The 19,680-nt window shown below is 63.9% G+C and carries 17 protein-coding genes; 7 read left to right on the top strand and 10 right to left on the bottom strand.

The window, feature by feature from the left end; genetic code table 11:
- Positions 1–102 precede the first annotated feature (102 nt).
- The 3 genes from GCN78_RS10265 (at position 103) to GCN78_RS10255 (ending at position 4,782) form a co-directional block, all read left to right on the top strand.
- On the top strand, positions 103–1,557 hold the full coding sequence (locus tag GCN78_RS10265; protein WP_152251610.1) for a S41 family peptidase: 1,455 nt from the start codon (positions 103–105) through the stop codon (positions 1,555–1,557).
- A 180-nt stretch (positions 1,558–1,737) separates the two neighbouring features.
- Positions 1,738–2,859: a beta-ketoacyl-ACP synthase III gene (locus GCN78_RS10260; RefSeq protein ID WP_152251609.1), complete on the top strand. Its 1,122-nt coding sequence runs from the start codon at positions 1,738–1,740 to the stop codon at positions 2,857–2,859.
- A gap of 210 nt (positions 2,860–3,069) precedes the next feature.
- On the top strand, positions 3,070–4,782 hold the full coding sequence (locus tag GCN78_RS10255; RefSeq protein ID WP_152251608.1) for a cation:proton antiporter domain-containing protein: 1,713 nt from the start codon (positions 3,070–3,072) through the stop codon (positions 4,780–4,782).
- Between the two features lie 48 nt (positions 4,783–4,830).
- Here GCN78_RS10255 and GCN78_RS10250 read toward each other — a convergent pair whose 3' ends face one another.
- Positions 4,831–6,876 carry an NADPH-dependent 2,4-dienoyl-CoA reductase gene (locus GCN78_RS10250; RefSeq protein ID WP_152251607.1) on the bottom strand — a complete coding sequence of 682 codons (2,046 nt, stop codon included), beginning with the start codon at positions 6,874–6,876 and terminating at the stop codon, positions 4,831–4,833.
- A gap of 159 nt (positions 6,877–7,035) precedes the next feature.
- Between GCN78_RS10250 and GCN78_RS10245 the strand changes: the two genes are divergently transcribed.
- Positions 7,036–7,617, top strand: a complete 582-nt coding sequence (locus GCN78_RS10245) for an SRPBCC family protein (RefSeq protein WP_226939560.1) — start codon at positions 7,036–7,038, stop codon at positions 7,615–7,617.
- A gap of 2 nt (positions 7,618–7,619) precedes the next feature.
- Here the strand turns inward: GCN78_RS10245 and GCN78_RS10240 are convergent, their stop codons facing one another.
- From GCN78_RS10240 to GCN78_RS10225, 4 genes are all read right to left on the bottom strand, one after another.
- Positions 7,620–8,075, bottom strand: coding sequence for a hypothetical protein (locus tag GCN78_RS10240; RefSeq protein WP_034752899.1), 456 nt, complete (start codon positions 8,073–8,075; stop codon positions 7,620–7,622).
- Positions 8,076–8,117: 42 nt separating this feature from the next.
- Positions 8,118–8,558 carry a DUF2721 domain-containing protein gene (locus GCN78_RS10235; protein ID WP_034783716.1) on the bottom strand — a complete coding sequence of 147 codons (441 nt, stop codon included), beginning with the start codon at positions 8,556–8,558 and terminating at the stop codon, positions 8,118–8,120.
- A gap of 112 nt (positions 8,559–8,670) precedes the next feature.
- Positions 8,671–9,627 carry a prolyl aminopeptidase gene (pip, locus tag GCN78_RS10230; RefSeq protein WP_152251606.1) on the bottom strand — a complete coding sequence of 319 codons (957 nt, stop codon included), beginning with the start codon at positions 9,625–9,627 and terminating at the stop codon, positions 8,671–8,673.
- Positions 9,628–9,705: 78 nt separating this feature from the next.
- A complete protein-coding gene (locus tag GCN78_RS10225; protein ID WP_034783718.1) occupies positions 9,706–10,188 on the bottom strand; it encodes an Lrp/AsnC family transcriptional regulator in 483 nt (160 codons plus the stop codon).
- Between the two features lie 153 nt (positions 10,189–10,341).
- Here GCN78_RS10225 and GCN78_RS10220 point away from each other — a divergent pair, with 153 nt between their 5' ends.
- On the top strand, positions 10,342–10,962 hold the full coding sequence (locus tag GCN78_RS10220) for a LysE family translocator (RefSeq protein ID WP_226939559.1): 621 nt from the start codon (positions 10,342–10,344) through the stop codon (positions 10,960–10,962).
- On the opposite strand, the gene GCN78_RS10215 is transcribed toward GCN78_RS10220, so the two are convergent.
- From GCN78_RS10215 to GCN78_RS10195, 5 genes are all read right to left on the bottom strand, one after another.
- Complete coding sequence (locus GCN78_RS10215) at positions 10,899–12,335, bottom strand: tetratricopeptide repeat protein (protein WP_152251605.1); 1,437 nt, start codon at positions 12,333–12,335, stop codon at positions 10,899–10,901. The genes GCN78_RS10220 and GCN78_RS10215 overlap by 64 nt on opposite strands.
- Before the next feature lie 118 nt (positions 12,336–12,453).
- Positions 12,454–13,194, bottom strand: a complete 741-nt coding sequence (gene phbB, locus GCN78_RS10210) for an acetoacetyl-CoA reductase (RefSeq protein WP_152251604.1) — start codon at positions 13,192–13,194, stop codon at positions 12,454–12,456.
- 142 nt (positions 13,195–13,336) lie between these two features.
- Positions 13,337–14,515: an acetyl-CoA C-acetyltransferase gene (locus GCN78_RS10205; RefSeq protein WP_034783723.1), complete on the bottom strand. Its 1,179-nt coding sequence runs from the start codon at positions 14,513–14,515 to the stop codon at positions 13,337–13,339.
- A 213-nt stretch (positions 14,516–14,728) separates the two neighbouring features.
- Positions 14,729–15,214, bottom strand: a complete 486-nt coding sequence (locus GCN78_RS10200; RefSeq protein WP_152251603.1) for a phasin family protein — start codon at positions 15,212–15,214, stop codon at positions 14,729–14,731.
- A gap of 129 nt (positions 15,215–15,343) precedes the next feature.
- The gene (locus GCN78_RS10195; protein ID WP_152251602.1) at positions 15,344–16,252 is read right to left on the bottom strand and encodes a LysR family transcriptional regulator; all 909 of its coding nucleotides are present in this window, start codon (positions 16,250–16,252) and stop codon (positions 15,344–15,346) included.
- A 118-nt stretch (positions 16,253–16,370) separates the two neighbouring features.
- On the opposite strand from GCN78_RS10195, the gene metE reads away from it, so the two are divergent.
- On the top strand, positions 16,371–18,689 hold the full coding sequence (gene metE, locus GCN78_RS10190; protein ID WP_152251601.1) for a 5-methyltetrahydropteroyltriglutamate--homocysteine S-methyltransferase: 2,319 nt from the start codon (positions 16,371–16,373) through the stop codon (positions 18,687–18,689).
- A 228-nt stretch (positions 18,690–18,917) separates the two neighbouring features.
- Entirely contained in the window at positions 18,918–19,667 is a 750-nt protein-coding gene (gene minC, locus GCN78_RS10185) for a septum site-determining protein MinC (RefSeq protein ID WP_152251600.1), read from the top strand.
- Positions 19,668–19,680: the final 13 nt, after the last annotated feature.

Raw genomic sequence — 19,680 nt, 5'->3', positions numbered from 1 at the left:
ACGGCCGGCCCACGCCGGCAGAGATTCAGGTCTATACTTTCAGGAAAGCGCCGCTCCACGGGGACTGGCGCTGATGCAAGACACGCTAGCTGCAAAGGTGCAATGATGGGCAAACTCAAAAATACCGGCTTGATCGGCCTGGGCGTGGTGGCCGGCGTCGCCGTGTCGCTGCAATTTTCCGCCATGGCGCAAAAAACCGTCGAGCCGCCGCTGCCGCTGGAAGAGCTGCGCCAGCTGGCCGATGTGTTTGGCCTGATCAAGTCCGATTACGTCGAGCCGGTGGAAGACAAGAAACTGCTGGAAGACGCCATTTCCGGCATGGTCGCCTCGCTCGACCCCCATTCCGCCTACCTGGACAAGAAAGCCTACGCCGAACTGCGCGAAGGCTCCGAAGGCAAGTTCGTCGGCCTGGGCATTGAAATTGGCCTGAGCGAAGACGGCTACATCAAGATCGTCTCGCCCATCGAGGATTCGCCCGCCTACCGCGCCGGCATCAAGTCCGGCGATCTGATCACCCGCCTCGACGGTCAGCCCGTGAAAGGCGTCAGCCTGGACGACAACGTCAAGCGCATGCGCGGCGAACCGGGCACCAAGGTGTCGCTGACCATTGCCCGCAAGGATGAACCGCAGCCGCTGGCCTTCACCATCACGCGCGAGGAAATCCACCAGAAGAGCGTGAAGGCGAAGATCGTCGAGCCGGGCTACGCCTGGCTGCGCGTGTCGCAATTCCAGGAACCGACCGTCGACGACATGGCCGCGCAGATCACGGCACTGTACAAGCAAGACCCGAACCTCAAGGGCATGGTGCTGGACCTGCGCAACGATCCGGGCGGCGTGCTGCAGGGCGCCATCGGCGTCTCGGCCGCCTTCCTGCCGAAGGACGCTGCCATCGTCTCGACGAATGGCCAGTTGCCGGACTCGAAACAGGTGTTCTACGGCCGCGCCGAATACTATACCTTCCGTTCGGAAGGCGATGCCCTGGCGAAATTGCCAGCTGCCATCAAGAAGGTACCGCTGGTGGTGCTCGTCAATACGGGTTCGGCCTCGGCCTCGGAAATCGTCGCCGGCGCGCTGCAGGACTACAAGCGCGCCACCATCATCGGCACGCAAACCTTCGGCAAGGGTTCCGTGCAAACCATCCGCCAGTTGACGGCCGACACGGCCGTCAAGCTGACGACGGCCCGCTACTACACGCCGAATGGCCGCTCGATCCAGGCCAAGGGCATCGTGCCCGACCTGCTGGTCGACGAGAATGCGGACGGCGACGGCTTGAACGGTTTGCGCATCCGCGAAGCGGACCTGACCAAGCACCTGAGCAACGACCGCGACCAAGGGATTGCCAACAACGGCGCCAAGGTGGCCCCCGTCAATGACGAAATGGAAGAGCAGCTGCGCATCATCGCCCTGGAAAAGACCCGCAAGCCGCTGGAATTTGGCAGCAAGGATGATTTCCAGCTGCATCAGGCGCTGAACCACCTGAAGGGCTTGCCGGTACAACTGGCCAAGGCCGAACCGGTGGTGGTGCAAGCCGACGTCAAGAAGGAACAGAAGAAGTAAGTAAGTAGCCAGGGCGGGGGGCGCCATGCCCCCCGTTTGCCCGTCCCCGCGACAAAAATCAATCTTCCGCCACACTTCGCCCTGCCCCGCAACACGAAACTCTCTACGGTCGAGCTCGTTTGTGTAAAATTTGCTTCACTTATCGGCATCGCGCCGATTGCCAAATTTGAAAGCTTAACCATGAAACAAGTCGTCATCAGCGGTACCGGACTGTACACGCCGCCATTTTCGATCTCCAACGAAGAGTTGGTCACCTGCTTCAATGCCTATGCGGAAAAGTTCAATGCCGACAACGCCGACGCGATCGCCGCGGGCACAGTGACGGCGCTGGACCTGTCGAGCGTGGCCTTCATCGAAAAGGCGTCCGGCATCAAGTCGCGCTTCGTGATGGAAAAGGAAGGCATCCTCGATCCGGCCCGCATGGTCTCGCGCATCCCGGAACGGGGCGATGACGAACTGTCGCTGCAGGCGGAAATGGCCGTCGCCGCCGCGCGCGACGCGCTGGCCCGCGCCGGCCGCACGCCGGCCGATATCGACATGGTGCTGGTGGCCTGCAGCAACATGCAGCGCGCCTACCCGGCCATGGCCGTGGAAGTGCAGGATGCGCTGGGCATCGATGGCTATGGTTTTGACATGAACGTGGCGTGCTCGTCCGCCACCTTCGGCATCCAGCAAGCCGTGGCCGCCGTGCAAAGCGGCCAGGCGCGCGCCGTGCTGGTGTTGAACCCGGAAATCACCAGCGGCCACCTGAACTGGCGCGATCGCGACAGCCACTTCATTTTCGGCGACGCCTGTACCGCCATCATCGTCGAAGGTAAAGACACGGCCGTGTCGCAGCACCAGTTCGAGATCATCGGCACGGAACTGAAAACGCGCTTCTCTAACGCCATCCGCAACAATTTCGGCTTCCTCAACCGCTTCGACGAATCCGGCGTGGGCAAAGCGGATAAATTGTTCCGCCAGCAAGGCCGCAAGGTCTTCAAGGAAGTGTGCCCGATGGCCGCCGAGATGATCAAGACGACCCTGACCAAGGCCGGCGTGGAAGTGGCGCAAGTCTCCCGCTACTGGCTGCACCAGGCCAACCTGAACATGAACTTGCTGATCGCGCGCCTGATCCTGGGCCGCGACGCGGAAGCGAACGAAGCGCCCGTGATCCTCGATACCTACGCCAACACCTCGTCGGCCGGTTCCATCATCGCCTTCCATAAATATCAGGATGACATGGCGGCAGGCAGCACCGGCGTCATCTGCTCGTTCGGCGCCGGTTATTCCATCGGCTGCGTGATCGTGCGCAAGGTGTGAGCATCTGGGGTGGCATAGGGTGGAGTCCTTGAATTAGGCGAAGATCCGGGTGGATGGCATGCGTTCGTGGCCACGTGGACGAAGATAGTGCACAGGTTTTTTTGCAATAAAGCCGCAGGAACATTCCGGCAGGGGCTTTGATGCGTTTATACTTGGTCGCTGAGCAACATCTTTTTCCATCCGCACGTCCCCATAAGGAACCCCACACGCATGCCCCATGACATCAGCCTGATCACCACCATCGCCGCCGCCCTCGGGTTCGGCCTCATCTTCGGCTTCATCGCCGCGCGCCTGAAACTGCCGGCCCTGGTCGGCTATCTGGCCGCCGGCATCATCATCGGACCGGCCACGCCCGGTTTTGTGGCGGATGCGGAAATAGCGGGACAATTGGCGGAAATCGGGGTGATGCTGATGATGTTTGGTGTCGGCCTGCACTTTTCCATCGAGGATTTGTGGGACGTGCGCAAGATCGCGCTGCCGGGCGCCATCCTGCAGATCGGCGTCGCCACGGCGATGGGCATGGGCCTGGCCCATTGGTGGGGCTGGACGCTAGGTGGCGGACTGATCTTTGGCCTGGCCCTGTCCGTGGCCAGTACCGTGGTGCTGCTGCGCGCGCTGGAAGAACGGGGCATCCTCGACTCGCTCAACGGGCGCATCGCCGTCGGCTGGCTGGTGGTGGAAGACCTCGTCACCGTATTGGTCCTCGTGCTGCTGCCGGCGTTTGCCAGTGTGCTGGGCGGCAAGGTCGCGCCGGATGCCGAAGCCGTCAGCCTGTGGCAAACCCTGGCCGTGACCCTGGGCCAGGTGGCCGGCTTCATCATCTTCATGCTGGTCGTGGGCCGCAAGCTGTTCCCGTGGATCCTGTGGCAAGTGGCGCGCACCGGCTCGCGCGAACTGTTCACCCTGTGCGTGATCGCCGCCGCCGTCGGCATCGCCTACGCCTCGACCAAGCTGTTCGGCGTGTCGTTCGCGCTGGGCGCCTTCTTCGCCGGCATGGTGCTGCGCGAATCGGAACTGAGCCACCGCGCCGCGGAAGAGTCGCTGCCCCTGCGCGACGCGTTTGCCGTGCTGTTCTTCGTGTCCGTGGGCATGCTGTTCGAGCCGAACATCCTCATCGACAAACCGCTGCAAGTGCTGGCCGTGTGCGCCATCATTATCTTCGGCAAGTCGATCGCCGCCTTCCTGCTCGTGATGGCGCTGCGCTATCCGCCGAAGACGGCCATCATCGTCTCGGCCAGCCTGGCGCAGATCGGCGAATTCTCGTTTATTTTGGCCGCGCTGGGCCTGTCGCTGGGCCTGATGCCGCAGGAAGGGCAAAGCCTGATCCTGGCCGGCGCCATCCTGTCGATCGCATTGAATCCCCTCGTGTTCAGTATGGCCAAGCCGCTGCTGCGCGTGATCGGCAACAGCGATTTCGCGCGCAAGTTCGAACGCACCACGGACCCGCTGGCAGAGCTGCCGATGACGGTGCCGCAGGAAAAGCTGTCGGGCCAGATCGTCCTGGTCGGCTATGGCCGCGTGGGCCGGCGCATCGCCGCCGCCCTGATGGAACGGGGCATTCATTTTGTCGTGGCCGAGGAAAACCGCGAAATCGTCGACCAGCTGCGCAAGCAGGGCATTCCGGCCGTGGCCGGCAATGCGGGCGAACCGGCCGTGCTGATCCAGGCGCACATCACGCACGCCACCATGCTCGTCATCGCCACGCCCGACACCTTCCACGTGCGCGCCATGATCGAGACGGCGCGCGCGCTGAACCCCGCCATCCTGACGGTGGTGCGCACGCACAGCGAGGAAGAGGCGGAATTGCTGCGCGCGGAAAACGCGGGCAAGGTGTTCATTGGCGAGCACGAGCTGGCCAATGGCATGGCCGAGCACGTGCTGCAGAGTTTTGAGACGGCGAAGAAGGGGCATGGCGGGCACTGATGCCCGCTTCCGGGGCCAGTCCCTTCGGGACCGGGACGCGCCCCATTTTTACAGGCTGGCGGCCAGCTCCGCCCCTTCCCGTATCGCCCGCTTGGCATCGAGTTCCGCCGCCAGCGCGGCGCCGCCAATTTTATGGAAACGCGGGCCGCCCGTCTGCAGGGGCTTGCCATCCTTGTCGACGGGCGGCATGAGTTCCGTCAGGCTGTCCTGGCCCGCGCAGATGACCACGTTGTCCACCGCCAGCAGGCGCTGCTCGCCGCCCACGGTGATGTGCAAGCCCTGCTCGTCGATCTTGTCGTACGTCACGCCGGCCAGCATGGCCACGCCGTTTCTCGCCAGCGCCGCGCGGTGCACCCAGCCCGAGGTCTTGCCCAGTCCCGCGCCCACTTTCGACGTCTTGCGCTGCAACAGGAAGATCTGCCGCACGGGATCGGGCGCCACGGGCGGCACCAGGCCGCCGCCGGTCGCCGCGTTCAAGTCCACGCCCCACTCGCCCGCCCACGCCGCCACCGGTTGCGGCAGCGGGTGCGCCGGGTCGTGCAACAGATACTCGCCCACATCGAAACCGATGCCGCCCGCGCCGATGATGGCCACGCGCGCGCCGACAGGCATCTTGCTTTGCAGCACGTCCAGATACGACAACACTTTCGGGTGGTCGATGCCGGGGATGGCCGGCAGGCGCACCTTGATGCCGGTGGCGACGATGACGTCGTCATGGCCGCCGGCCAGCAATTGCTCGCGCGTCACGCGCTGGCCCAGGCGCACGTCGACATTGAGCAGCGCCAGCCGGCGACTGAAGTAGCGTATGGTTTCCGTAAATTCTTCCTTCCCGGGAATTTGCATGGCCACCTTGAACTGGCCGCCCACGCTGTCGCTGCTGTCGAACAGGGTCACCTGGTGGCCGCATTCGGCCGCCACGCAGGCGGCGGACAGGCCGGCCGGACCGGCGCCGACGACGGCCACACGGCGCGCCACGGCCTTTTTCGCATAGACCAGTTCCGTTTCATGGCAGGCGCGCGGGTTGACCAGGCAGCTGGCGCGCTTGTTGGCGAAGGTGTGGTCCAGGCACGCCTGGTTGCAGCCGATGCAGGTGTTGATCTCGTCGGCGCGGCCCGACGCCGCCTTGGCGACGAAGTCAGGGTCGGCCAGGAAAGGGCGCGCCATCGACACCAGGTCGCAGTCGCCCCGCTCGAGGATGGCGTTGGCCTCGTGCGGCATGTTGATGCGGTTCGACGCCACCACGGGAATGCTCACTTCACGGCGCAACCGGCCCGCCACGGATGCGAAGGCGGCGCGCGGCACCGAGGTGACGATGGTGGGGACCCTCGCCTCATGCCAGCCGTAGCCCGTATTGAGAATCGTCACGCCCGCGTGTTCCAGCGCTTTGGCCACCGCCACCACGTCGTCCCAGGTATTGCCGCCCTCGACCAGATCGAGCAGCGAGTGGCGATACATGATGATGAAGTTGGGGCCGACGGCGGCGCGGATGCGGCGCACGATCTCCACGGGCAGGCGCATGCGGTTCTCAATGCTGCCGCCCCAGCGATCCTGGCGCAAGTTCGTGCGCGCGCACAGGAACTGGTTCAACAGATAGCCTTCGCTGCCCATCACTTCGATGCCGTCGTAGCCGGCCTTCTGCGCCAGGCGCGCGCAGCGCACGTAGTCGCAGATGGTGCGCTCTATGCCCCGTTCGCTCAAGGGACGGGGGCGGAAGGGTGAGATCGGCGATTTCTTCGCCGACGCCGAGACGACGAACGGTTGATAGCCATAGCGGCCCGCATGCAGGATCTGCATGACGATCTTGCCGCCCTCCTCGTGCACGGCGCGCGTCACCTTGCGGTGGTTCGGCACGTCGCCGAGGAAATTGAGGGTGCCGCCGAACGGCAACAGCCAGCCCTGGCGGTTCGGCGAGATGCCGCCCGTGACGATCAGACCCACGCCACCGCGCGCCCGCTCGCGGTAAAACGCGGCCAGCTTGCCGTAATGATAAAACCGATCTTCCAAGCCCGTGTGCATGGACCCCATGATGACTCTGTTGCGCAAGGTGGTGAAGCCCAGGTCGAGCGGGGCCAGCAGATGGGGATAGGCAGTCATGGTGATCGGTCCGGTAAGGTGGTTGCAGGCCGTACGGTAGCAAGCATTGCCGATCGCCGCAGCGACTTTCTCTAGACCGGGAGTTCTAAATCGCCCGAAGCGCCCGCCGGCGACGGGTACAGCTTGTGCCGGGCGCAAGTTTCCCGTAGGCTAGGTGGCATGAAGCGACTCTTCCTCTGCCTGTTGATGCTGTGCGCCGTCCCCGCGACCGCGCTGGCACAGGCGATACGCCTGGACAAGTTGAAGGTCGAGGTCAAGCGCATCGAGGTCGACGGGCAGCGCATGTATGAAGTCGATGCCAGCGGCAGCGTGCAGGCGCCGCCGGCGTCCGTGTGGAAAACCCTGACGACGTACGAGCGCATGCCTGAATTCGTGCCCGACCTCAGTTCCTGCCGCGTGCTGTCGCGCAACGGCAATGAAGTCATCATCGAGCAGCAGGGCATGGCGCGCTTCCTGTTCATGAACCACGCCATCCACCTGGTGGTGCGGGCCACGGAAACACCGTTCACGGCCATCGACATCGCCTTGATCTCCGGCGACATGCGGCATTACGAGTCGCGCTGGAATCTGTATCCCGTGCCCGAGACGGGCGGCACGCGCATCGTCTTCTCCAGCCGGCTGATGCCCGGCTTCTATGTGCCCGGCATGCTGGGCACGACCATGATACGCGGCGATATCGAGCGCATGATGGCGGCCGTGCTCGCACGCATCGACAGCCAGTACGCGGAAAAATCCGGCTAAAACTACGCCAAATAGGTATCGCGGTCGCGGATTTCCGCGAAGTTTTCCAGGCTGCCCAGTTTCACCGTGACGGGGTTCAGGCTCGCCTGCGGCTGCATCGAGCGCCAGGCGAACAGCCATTCCTGCTCGGGCGCCTCGGCGCGCGTCTTGGTGAAGGCGGCGCCCAGGGCGGCGCGCTGGCCGTATTCGACCAGACCATCGATGCCTGCCCAGCTGGGCAGGGTGCGCTGCACGGCGCGGTGCAGGCGTTCGCCGAATTCTTCCGTATTGTGGATGATCAGACAGGCATCAGCCGGGGCGAACAGGTCGAACAGTTGCTTGTCCCACACTTGCGAAAAGCTCAGGGTCAGGCAATTGCCCGCCGGCGCCAGGCGGAACTGGCCCAGGCTCAGTGCCAGCTCGAGTTCGCTGCGCTGGCCGTAGCGGTGCAGGGTGGGGGGACGTTTGTAATCGTGCATGCTGGACTCGTTCTTCAATAGTAGGGTAAACCGGCGCGCCGCTCAACGTGGCGGGCGGATATGGCGCCGGATGCGCTGGGCCGTCGCGGCCAGGTAAATTTCGCGCAGTAAATAAATAAAACAGCCGATCAGGCAAATCACGGCCAGCACAAAGAAGGCCGCGATGTATTTATCCAGGGTCAGGTTCAGGATATCGCCCAAAAACAGCATGGCGATGATGACGCAGACGAAGAAACCGCACGCCGTGCTGAGCGAAATCGAATAGTTGATCAGATGGGTACGCCGATACAAGGTATCGAGCTCATCCATATAGAAATCGTTGTAGCCGATGTCGAGCCGGTCTTCCAGCACGCGCGTGCGGTCGATGATGCGGCCCAGGCGGTTGGTCAGCACCACCAGCATGGTGCCGATACCGGTCAACAGGAAAACCGGCGCAATCGCCAGCTGGATGATATGGCCGATGTCGCCGATCTGTATGTTCATGGATAAAAAGTCGTGGGTTCACACCGGCGCCCGACCCTGGCGCCAGCACAGGCCATAGTGTAGCAGGTGGCGCACGCCGGCTGGCCGCTTTGCCGACCGGCGTGCCGGAACGTCATGCGAAGCCGCGCCCCGGCACGAAGCGCTCGGTGGCGCGCACCAGCGCCGAAGCGATGCCGTGCTCGAGCGCGCCATGGCCCGCGTCCGGGATCATGTCCAGCTGCGCGCCGGGCCAGGCTTGCTGCAGGCGGTAGGCCGACAGCGGCGGGCAGATGGCGTCGTAGCGGCCCTGCACGATGACGGCCGGCAAATGCGCGATGCGCCCGATGTTGCGGATCAGCTGGTCTTCCTCGAAGAAACCGAGGTTGGCCATGTAATGCGATTCGAGGCGGCCCACGCCCAGGTCGAGCGCATCGTTCGGCGCATCTTCCGGCTGCGGCATCAGGTACACGCGGCGGCCCTCAAAGCGGCTCCAGGCGCGCGCGGCGGGCCAGTACACGGCGGGGTCGCTGCTGAGGATGCGTTTCACGTAGGCGGCCAGCAAGTCGCCCCGTTCCTCTGCGGGAATAGGCGCGGCGAATTCCGCGTACAGTTCCGGATAAAACCAGCGCACGCCCTCGATGAACCAGTCGATCTCCGCCTGCGTGCACAGGAAAATGCCGCGCAGCACGAAACCGAGGCAAGCCTCGGGATGCGCCTGGCCATACGCCAGCGCCAGGGTCGAGCCCCAGGAGCCGCCAAACACCAGCCATTGGTCGATGCCGAACTGGGCGCGCAAGCGTTCGATGTCGGCGATCAGCAGCTGCGTCGTGTTGTTACGCCATTCGCCCAGCGGCGTGGACTTGCCCGCGCCGCGCTGGTCGAACAGGATCACGCGGTAGCGCTGCGGATCGAAGAAGCGGCGGTGCTGCGGCGACAGGCCCGCGCCGGGGCCGCCATGCAGGAACAGCACGGGAATGCCGTCGGGATTGCCGCACTCTTCCCAATAAATGGTGTGGATATCGTCGACCGCCAGCATGCCGTGCCGGTTCGGCGTCAGGGCGGGAAACAGGGGTGACAAAGAATCGGGCATGGCGGTCCTCGGAGTGGCAGTCAGGGCGCCAGGCAAGAATCCTGGCAACTGTTCCAATTATAGTGCGCCGCCGGCGCCTCAGGCCAGCAGCAAGGGCAGGCGGTTCGACGACTTGATTTCGCGCATCGACAGGCTGGACTGGATTTCCGCCACACCCGGCAAGCGGCGCAGCACGGTCGAGACGAATTCGCCATACGCTTCCAGGTCGCGCGCCACCACTTGCAGGAAATAATCGGCTTCGCCCGCCACGTTGTGGCACGACAGGATCTCGGGAATCGTCGCGATCGCCTGCTCGAACTGCGAAGGCTGCTCGCCGCCATGGTTGGCAAACACGACCCGAACGAACGCGACCAGGCCGATGCCCAGCTTCTTGCGGTTGAGCAAAGCCTGGTAGCCGGTAATAAAGCCCTCCTCTTCCAGGCGGCGCAAGCGGCGCCAGACGGGGGTTTCGCTCAGTTTCAAGCGCTCGGCCAGGCGCGCATTCGACAGCCGTCCTTCGTCCTGCAACAGCCTGAGTATCTGCAAATCAGTGGCGTCGAGGCTAACTTCTGGAATTTTCATCTAATTTTTGTTTTTATACGAGTGGAATCTACCCGAATACTAGGGCATGCAGGGCAGGAAAAGCAAGCACATTTCATCGCAGCAAGAACATAATGGGGCCAGGCGAGCAGGCCGCACCGTGCGCATGCTCCCGCTTTTCTTTTCGACCGAGCCATGTCCGATTCTACCTTCCTGATGTACCTGCTGGCACTGGCCGGCGCCTTTTTATTACCTGGCCCCGACATGGCGCTGGTGCTGGCGACGGGTGCCGCGCGCGGCGTGGCCACGGCGCTGGTGACGGCCGTGGGCATCGCCGGCGCGCGCGCCGTGCACGTGGCGTTGTCGGGCGCGGGCCTGGCGGCGCTGATGGTCACGCATCCGCAAGCCTTGCAGTGGGTCAAGTGGGCGGGCGCCGCCTACCTGCTGTACCTGGCGCTGCGCCTGCTGCAGTCGGCACTGTCGAGCAAAAAGGCACAGGACGCCGCCGCCCCGGCCACGGCGCAGGGCGCCCGTGCCAGCCTGGTGCGCGGCTTCCTGACGAATCTGCTCAATCCGAAGGCACTGCTGTTTTGCAGCATGTTCCTGCCGCAATTCGTCACCGGCGGCGACAGCGTCGGCATGCAATACCTGCGCCTGGGCGCCGTCCTGGTGCTGGTGGGCCTGCTGTTCGATGCCCTGTACGCCGTGCTGGCAGCGCGCCTGGCGCGCCGCCTGCGCGGTAAACCCTCGCCTTACGGCAAGTTCGTGCTGCCCACCGTGTTCGTCTTGCTGGCCGGGCGGCTGGTGCTGGGCTGAATTTGCAGCTGACCTGCCATGCCATCGGCAAAGAAGGCAGGGTAATCGGCCAGCAGGCTACGCTCCAGATCGTTGACCTTGCGAAATTGCCGCAGCGACGGCGCCATGGCCCGGCCCGCATCCCAGCTGCGCCAGGCGTTTTGCGCATCGAATTGCGCCAGCAAGGCGTCGCCCAGGTCCTGGTACACGGCCGCCATCTGCGGTTTGGCCTGCAGCACTTGCAGATACAGCGCGGTCGCTGCCGGCCATTGCCCCAGCTTGGCGCGCAAATTCCCCTCGAACAAGGCCAATACGGGCTGATCCGGCCCCGCTTGCTTTCTCAATTCCTGCACGGTGGCCAGCGCGGCCGCGATGCCGTCCTGGTCCTTGGCCAGCAGCGCGCGCGTCAAATCGTGGATGGGCTCGCATTCCTGCATGGCCAGTATCTGCTGGGGCGACAGCTTGTCGACCAGTTCGCCTGTGGAAAAATGGTCTTCCAGCATGGTCAAAAACGCCTCGAAGGGCTTTTCTGCGGCAAACAGCTTTTCCGCCTCGGCCCGCAGCGCCGGATGCGCCTGCGCTCCCGGCGGCGGCAGCCGCGCCGCCTGCGCCAGCACTCTTTCGAGCACCGGTGCATCGGCCGCCAGCGGGCGGGGTCGGTAGGCGGCCAGCGAATACGTGGCAGGTGCGTCCATGACAAGCCGGCTGATGCGGAAATGGCGCGTGACCGTGCCGCCCACTTCCTGGTAGTGCAAGGTGAAGTCGGCGGGAATGCGCTTGCCGTCGGCCAGCATCTTCAGCACCAGAGGATGACACCCCCAGGTGTAGCGCAGAGCCTGGGCAAACGCCGTGGCCTCGGCGCCGCTGACGGGGCTGCCGGAGATCCCCAGGCGCAGCAGGGGCTGGTCGTCGAGCGACCACAGCACGGCGCCATCGAGCACCTGTGGAACCAGTGCGCCGCGCCGCCTTGCCGCCTGCACCGATAAAGTCTGCTCTTCATACACGGGCAAGGTCGCATGCTGTTCCAGCTTGCCGGCCTGCAGGATGCCGGCGATACCCTGCCGGTGGCGCAGCTCAGCGGCGCGAGAACCCGCCACGTCGAACAGCGAATACGTGTCGTAGGTGGACGCCGCCGTATCGATCATGTAGCGGCGGCGCGTGGCAAAGTCAAACACGGACAAGCTCTTGCCCTCACGCACGCTGAGGTAATGCGGGCCCAGCACGACATCGCTTTCCTGCGTGGCGCGCGCGGGCAGGCCGGTGTTCACGCCGGGTTGGTTGACGCGCTCGGTCGTCACCGTGACGTGGAACGCGACGCCGGCCTGGGCCGCGCTGGCGCCCAGGAAAAGGATGGCGGCCACGCTGGCGCGGCGCAAGACAGGTAAGAGGGTCATGGCGATGATGCAGTGGAGAAATGCTGATTTTAAGGCAAAGGGCACGCTAGCCCTGTTTTGCTCGCCAGCATAAAAAAAGACAGCCGCAGCTGTCTTTTCTGTTTTACAGCAACAACGATTACGACATGTGCTGGCCGCCGTTGATGGAAATGTTGGCGCCCGTGACGAACGCGGCTTCATCGGAAGCCAGGTAGGCCACCAGGCCGGCCACTTCTTCCGGCTTGCCCAGGCGCGCCATCGGAATTTGCGGGATGATTTTGCTGTCGAGCACTTCCTGCGGAATCGCCATGACCATCTTGGTGCCGATGTAGCCTGGCGAGATGGTGTTGACGGTGACGTTCTTGCGCGCCACTTCCAGCGCCAGCGACTTGGTGAAACCATGCATGCCGGCTTTCGCGGCCGAATAGTTGGTCTGGCCGAAGGCGCCCTTCTGGCCATTCACGGACGAGATATTGATGATGCGGCCCCAGCCGCGTTCCACCATGCCGTCGCAGACGGGCTTGGTCATGTTGAAGACGGAATCGAGATTGGTGCTCATCACGGCATCCCAGTTCGGCTTGTCCATCTTCTTGAACGTCATGTCGCGCGTGATGCCGGCGTTATTCACCAGCACGTCAACAGGACCGATTTCCGCTTCCACGGCCGCCACGCAGGCAGCCGCCGAATCGTAGTCGGCAACGTCGCACGGATACGCCTTGAAGTCATAGCCCATGTCCTTGGTCGTCGCCAGCCACTCCTCGACCTTCGGATTGCCCGGGGAATATGTGGTCACCACGCGATAGCCAAGCGCCGCCAGCTTGAAACAGACCGCTTCGCCCAGACCACCCATGCCACCAGTTACCAATGCAACTCTTGCCATTTTCATCCCCTCAGTGTCGTTCTGTTGCTAAAAAATTAATAATTTAGTTGAAGCGATCCGTACCGCCGCGTGACGGCGGCGTACCGCAACAACCCCAAGCCGTCACGCACAGCGCGCAACAGCCTGGGTTCGTGCCAGCTACTTAATCGCGCTCAATCGCAAGGGCAACACCCATGCCGCCGCCGATGCACAGCGCGGCCAGGCCTTTCTTGGCGTCGCGGCGGATCATTTCGTGGATCAGGGTGACCAGGATGCGCGCGCCGGACGCGCCGATCGGGTGGCCGATGGCAATCGCGCCGCCGTTCACGTTGATCTTGCTGGTATCCCAGCCCATTTCCTTGTTGACGGCGATCGCTTGCGCGGCAAACGCTTCGTTGATTTCCATCAGGTCCAGCTCTTCATGCGTCCAGCCGGCTTTTTTCAGGCACAGGCGCGATGCGGAGACGGGGCCCATGCCCATGACGGCCGGGTCCAGGCCCGACGAGGCGTAGGCCTTGATGCGCGCCAGCGGCTTCAAGCCCAGTTCCTTCGCTTGCGAGGCGGACATCATGATGACGGCGGCGGCGCCGTCGTTCAGGCCCGAGGCGTTGCCGGCCGTGACGGTGCCGTCCTTGGCGAACGCGGGGCGCAGGCCGGCCAGCGATTCCAGGGTCGAACCAGGCTTGATGTATTCGTCGCTGTCGAAGACGACGGTGCCTTTTTTGTTGGCGATTTCCAGCGGCAGGATTTCATCCTTGAACTTGCCCGCCTTTTGCGCCGCTTCCGCCTTCAGTTGCGACTGCAGCGCGAATTCATCCTGCTCGGCGCGCGTCACTTCGTATTTCTTGGCGACGTTTTCCGCCGTGATGCCCATGTGGTACTGGTTGTACACGTCCCACAGACCGTCGACGATCATGGTGTCGATCATCTTGAAGTCGCCCATGCGGAAACCGTCGCGCGAGCCGTTCATCGCGTGCGGCGAAGCGCTCATGTTTTCCTGGCCGCCGGCGATGATGATGTTGGCGTCGCCGCACTTGATCGCTTGCGCCGCCAGGTGCGTGGCCTTCAGGCCGCTGCCGCAGACCTTGTTGATGGTAAAGGCCGGAATCGAGCTGGGCAAGCCAGCCTTGATGACGGCCTGGCGCGCGGCGTTCTGGCCGACGGCGGCCGTCAGCACCTGGCCCAGGATCGCTTCGCCGATCAGGTTCGGGTCGATGCCGGTTTGTGCCAGCAAGCCCTTGATTACATGCGCGCCCAGTTCGGACGCAGGAATCTTGGCCAGGCTGCCACCGAATTTGCCGACTGCGGTACGGCCGGCGGCCACGATTACGACATCATCCATTTATTTCTCCGATAAGCAGGCCACGAGGGCCAAGGTCAAGGTGGTAATACAATCCAATTAGAATTCGGGAAGTCACAGCGAGCTGTGTTTCATTCTAGCGCGGCATGCGCCGCAGTTCCAGCGCCGCACCGCAGGCGGCGGCGATGACAGCCTGCTTGCGGTACTGGCGGGCGGACTGGCGCGGCGGATAGCCGCTGCCGGGCCGCAACACGCTTACGCCTGGCGAGCAGGACGCGTGTTTTTATTTTTATCATACCCTTCATCGGCGCCGCCGAAAGTGGTTTTTAGAAAATTATTGAAGGGAATAATCAGGGGCACGGGGGTTTGCTTTACCACCTGCAACAGCTCGCCAAATTTTTGACGCGATGCAGCAAACTCACCCTTTGTCACAGTGTCGAATTTCTCCCTAGTTTCTTGAGCAACTTCCTTTGCCTGGCGGCCATAGGCACCGATGCGTTCGATGGCCAGTTGCGACTGCGTGCGCGACAGTTCCAGCAGCGCTTGCGTATCCTTCGCGGACAGCAGCTGATTGCCCGCCACCGTAGCGGCCGCCAGCGCCGCGCGGGCCGCATCGAGCTGCAAGTCCAGGACGCTGGCGCCGCTGTCGACGGCGGCCTGGACATACGCTTGCGCGCTGATCAATTGTGCTTCCACCACAGCCTTGCCGGCCCGTGCCCATTGTTCGGAAAATGAAAACATGTCGTCCCTCTCCAAAGAGTAGGCGGCGCCATGTTGCGCCGCACAGTGCTCAACTGTAAGCGGTGGTTCATTGCTGAACCTTGATATTTATCAAGGTTTCCTGTTGGTTTGTTTTTAATACAACACCACTTAGGACAACAACTTGATACCGTCCAGCGAGGCCGCACACTGCTCGCGTATCACGCTGACGAAATCGCGCACATACGCCTTGTCCTGCAGGTGATCTGGCACGGACACATACAAATCGCTCCACAGGCCGTGTTCGCCCACCGGGCGGGCCACCACATAGTCGTAATCGACGTAATTCTTGATGGCCCAATTCGGCAAGGCGGCGATGCCGCGCCGGCTCGCCACCAGCTGCAGCACGGCCACGGTCAATTCGGCCGTGCGGCGCTCGAAGGCGATGCCGGCCGGCTTCAGCACTTCGCGGATCAGGTCGATACGCTCTTCCGGCACCGGATAGGTGATTAATGTTTCGCCCGTGAAGTCGGCCGCCACCAGCCGGCGCTGCGCCTGCAAGCGGTGCTTCTGCGCCATCACCACCAGCATTTCAAAGCGGAACAGGGGAAACACGGTGAAATCGGGGCCATACGGCGAGCCGATCACGAGGTCCGCCTCGCCCGAGCGCAGCAAGTCCGCCGGTTCGCTGTGAAAGCCCGACACCAGGTCGATCTCCACTTCCGGCCAGCGCTGGCGGAACGCATCCATCACGGGCATGAGCCAGTCGAAACAGGTATGGCATTCGAGCGCCACGCGCAACTGCCCCGTGTCGCCCTGCGACAGGCGCGCCACGTCGCGCTCGGCCAGCTCGATCTCGGGCAGCAGCTTGTCGGCCAGCTCCAGCAGCCGGCTGCCCGTGGCCGTAAACGCGATCGGCATCGACTTGCGCTCGAACAGGGGCGCCTTGTAGCGCTCTTCCAGCAAACGGATCTGGTGCGACAGGGCCGACTGGGTCAGGTTGAGCAGCTGCGCGGCGCGCACCAGGCTGCCGGACGAACGCAGGGCACTCAAGGTGCGCAGGTGGCGGATTTCTAGCATCGGGGAAATAGATTCTGTACGTGAAATATTTTCATGTTATTCGGCAAAATGTTTCGTTTTGATTATAGATCAAGTTGCCGCACACTCTAGCGCATTCACATTAAATCTCGATGACATCATGACCATCCGTACCCACATCCTTGGCTTTCCCCGTATCGGCGCCGCGCGTGAACTGCAATCGGCACTGGAAGGCCACTGGCGCGGGGAGCTGTCCGAGGCGGCCCTGCAAGCGACGGGCCGGCAATTGCGCGCACGCCACTGGGCCCTGCAAAGGGATGCCGGGCTCGACTACGTCACCGTGGGCGACTTCGCCTTGTACGACCAGGTGGCCAACCATATCCAGCTGCTGGGCTGCGAACCGGCGCGCTTCCACTTTGCGCCAGAGCAATCGCCGCTGGCACGCTATTTCACGCTGGCGCGCGGTGCGCAGACAGAGGCGCAGGCGCAGCACGCGGGCGGCTGCCACGGCCACCAGGCGCACGAGGCCGGTCACCATGCGCTGGAAATGAGCAAGTGGTTTGACACCCATTACCATTACCTGGTGCCCGAACTGTCGCCGCAGACCCGGTTTTCGCTGGCCTGCGAGCGCCTGCTGGCGGAAGTGGCCGAGGCGCAGGCGCTGGGCCACCAGGTCAAGGCGGCCCTGATCGGCCCCCTCACCTTCCTATGGCTGGGCAAGGAAAAGACTCCGGGCTTCGAGCGCCTGGCCCTGCTGGAACAATTGCTGCCCGTCTACGGCGCCCTGCTCGACCGCCTGAAGCGGCAAGGCGTGGCCTGGGTGCAGCTCGACGAGCCGATCCTGGGCCTGGACTTGCCCGGCGCCTGGCGCAACGCCTTTGAAAGCACGTATTGGCAGCTGAACCAGGTAGGCGTGAATATCTTGCTGGCCACGTATTTCTCGCCGCTGGAAGAAAACCTCAGCCTGACCTGCCGCCTGCCCGTGGCCGGCCTGCATGTGGACGGCGTCCGCGCGCCGCATGAGCTGATCAGCGTGACGGACTGGCTGCCCGCGCATAAAGTGCTGTCGATCGGCATCGTCGACGGGCGCAATATCTGGCGTACCGACCTCGACGCGGCCCTGGCCGTGCTGCGGCCGCTGGCGGCCAAACGCAACGGTCATTTGTGGCTGGCGCCGTCGTGCTCGCTGCTGCACGTGCCGTTCAGCCTGGAAGCGGAAACGGCGCTCGATGGTGACATCCAAAGCTGGCTGGCGTTCGCCACGGAAAAATTGACGGAACTGGCGCTGCTGAAAGATGCGCTGGCGGGCCATCCCGATGACGGCGCGCTGGCAATGTCTCGCCTGGCCATCGCCGGGCGGCGCGCCAGCCCCCGCGTCCACCAGGCATCGGTGGCGCAGCGCCTGCAAGCGCTGTCGCCCACCGTGGACCGCCGCGATTCCGGCTTCCCGCAACGCCAGGCCATGCAGCGCGCGCGTTTGCAGCTGCCCGACTTTCCCACGACGAGCATCGGCGCCTTCCCGCAGACGCCGGCCATCCGCGCCGCCCGCGCCAGCCATCAACGGGGCGAACTGAGTGCCGCCGCGTATGACCGGCAGATGCGCGCGGAAATCGCCCACGCCGTGGGCCGCCAGGAAGCGCTGGGCCTGGACGTGCTCGTGCATGGCGCAGCGGAACGCAAGGACATGGTCGACTACTTCGGCGAGCAATTGGACGGCTTCGCCTTCACGCGCCTGGGCTGGGTGCAATCGTACGGCGCGCATTGCGTCAAGCCGCCCGTCCTCTACGGCGACGTGCAGCGCCCGGCCGCCATGACGGTGGCCTGGACAGCGCACGCACAAAGCCTGACGAGCAAACCGGTGAAGGGCATGCTGACGGGGCCGGTGACGCTCTTGCAATCGTCGTTCGTGCGCGACGACCAGCCGCGCGCCAGCACGGCGCTGCAGCTGGCCCTGGCCATGCGCGACGAAGTGGCCGAGCTGGAAACGGCCGGCATCGGCATCATCCAGATCGACGAGCCGGCCATCGGCGACGGCTTGCCGCTGCGCCGCGGCCAGCGGGACGCCTACCTGGACTGGGCCACGCGCGCCTTCCGCATCGCCGCCTGCGTCGTCAGCGACACGACGCAGATCCACACGCACATGGGCGATGCGCAGTTCAACGACATCCTGCCGCAGATCGCCGCCATGGATGCCGACGTCATCACGATCGAGACGAGCCGCTCGGACAGGGAGTCGCTGACGGGCTTAGGCCAGTTCCAGTACCGGAACGAAATCGGCCCCGGCGTGTACGACGTCCGCTCGCCGCGCATCCCCGCGACTCTCGACATGGTCAAATTGCCGCAAAAAGCCAGCGCCGTCATTCCCCCGGCCCATTTATGGGTGAACCCTGACTGCGGCTGGAAGAGGCGTGGCCGGGTGGAAACGGAGGCGGCCTTGAAAAATATGGTGGAGGCGGCACGGCAGATGCGCGCGGCGTAATCGGACATGGCGCCTGAGGGCGCATGGGCGGCGGCTTTCGGGGCGGCGCACCGGTTTTCCGGGGCGCCGCCCGTTTTTTTTGACATGAAGTAGGTGTTGCCCTGCGGAATAGCACGCGCCAGGCCACTGACGCTGATTTTTTTGCAGTAGAATGCAAGAAATTTACTGCTCCCTATTGTTGCCGTACGGAACATCTGGCCTGCCGCAGTTTCACTTTGATAAATGTTTATGTCCAAAAGCCCGTCGCAGAAGCCTATCGAAATCAAGATTTCCACCGTCGTCGCCGTCTCCGCCATCATGCACAGCGCCGATACGCAGGCACTCGATGCCGCCTTGCGCGACATGACGGGCGGCGTGGCGGACTTTTTCGAGGACGACCTGGCCGTGCTGGACGTGGCGGCCTTGCCGCCTGGCAGCGCCCCCATCGACTGGGCCGCCCTCGTGGCCCTGCTGAAAAAATACCGTTTGAATGCCGTCGCCGTGCGCAATGCGCCGGCCGACATGCATGACGCCATCCTGGCGCAAGGCTTGAGCCTCGACAGCGGCAAGACGCGCGACGATGCGCCGCCCAAGGATGGCCCGAAGGATACGCCCACGGCCGCCGCCCAGTCGGGCGCCGACGCCCAGGTGATGGTGATCGATACGCCCGTGCGGGCCGGCCAGCGCATTTACGCGCGCGGCTGCGACCTGATCATCACCGCAGTCGTCAACAATGGCGCCGAAATCATCGCCGACGGCAGCATCCACGTGTATTCCTCGCTGTACGGCCGCGCGCTGGCCGGCGCCTCGGGCAATCCCCAGGCGCGCATCTTCGCGCTGGCCATGGAACCGGAACTGGTCTCGATCGCCGGCGTGTACCGCACGTTCGAGGATGGTTTCCCCGCAGAAATGGCGCGCGGACCCGCGCAAATTCGTTTGGCTGGCGACAGAATCGATATACACTCTGTCCATCCGGTCACTCCCGTGAACCGCTCTTAAGCTGCACAATTCA

This window comes from Janthinobacterium rivuli (genome assembly GCF_009208735.1).
Taxonomy (GTDB): domain Bacteria; phylum Pseudomonadota; class Gammaproteobacteria; order Burkholderiales; family Burkholderiaceae_D; genus Janthinobacterium.
This window is presented reverse-complemented; position numbering and strand designations above follow the sequence as displayed.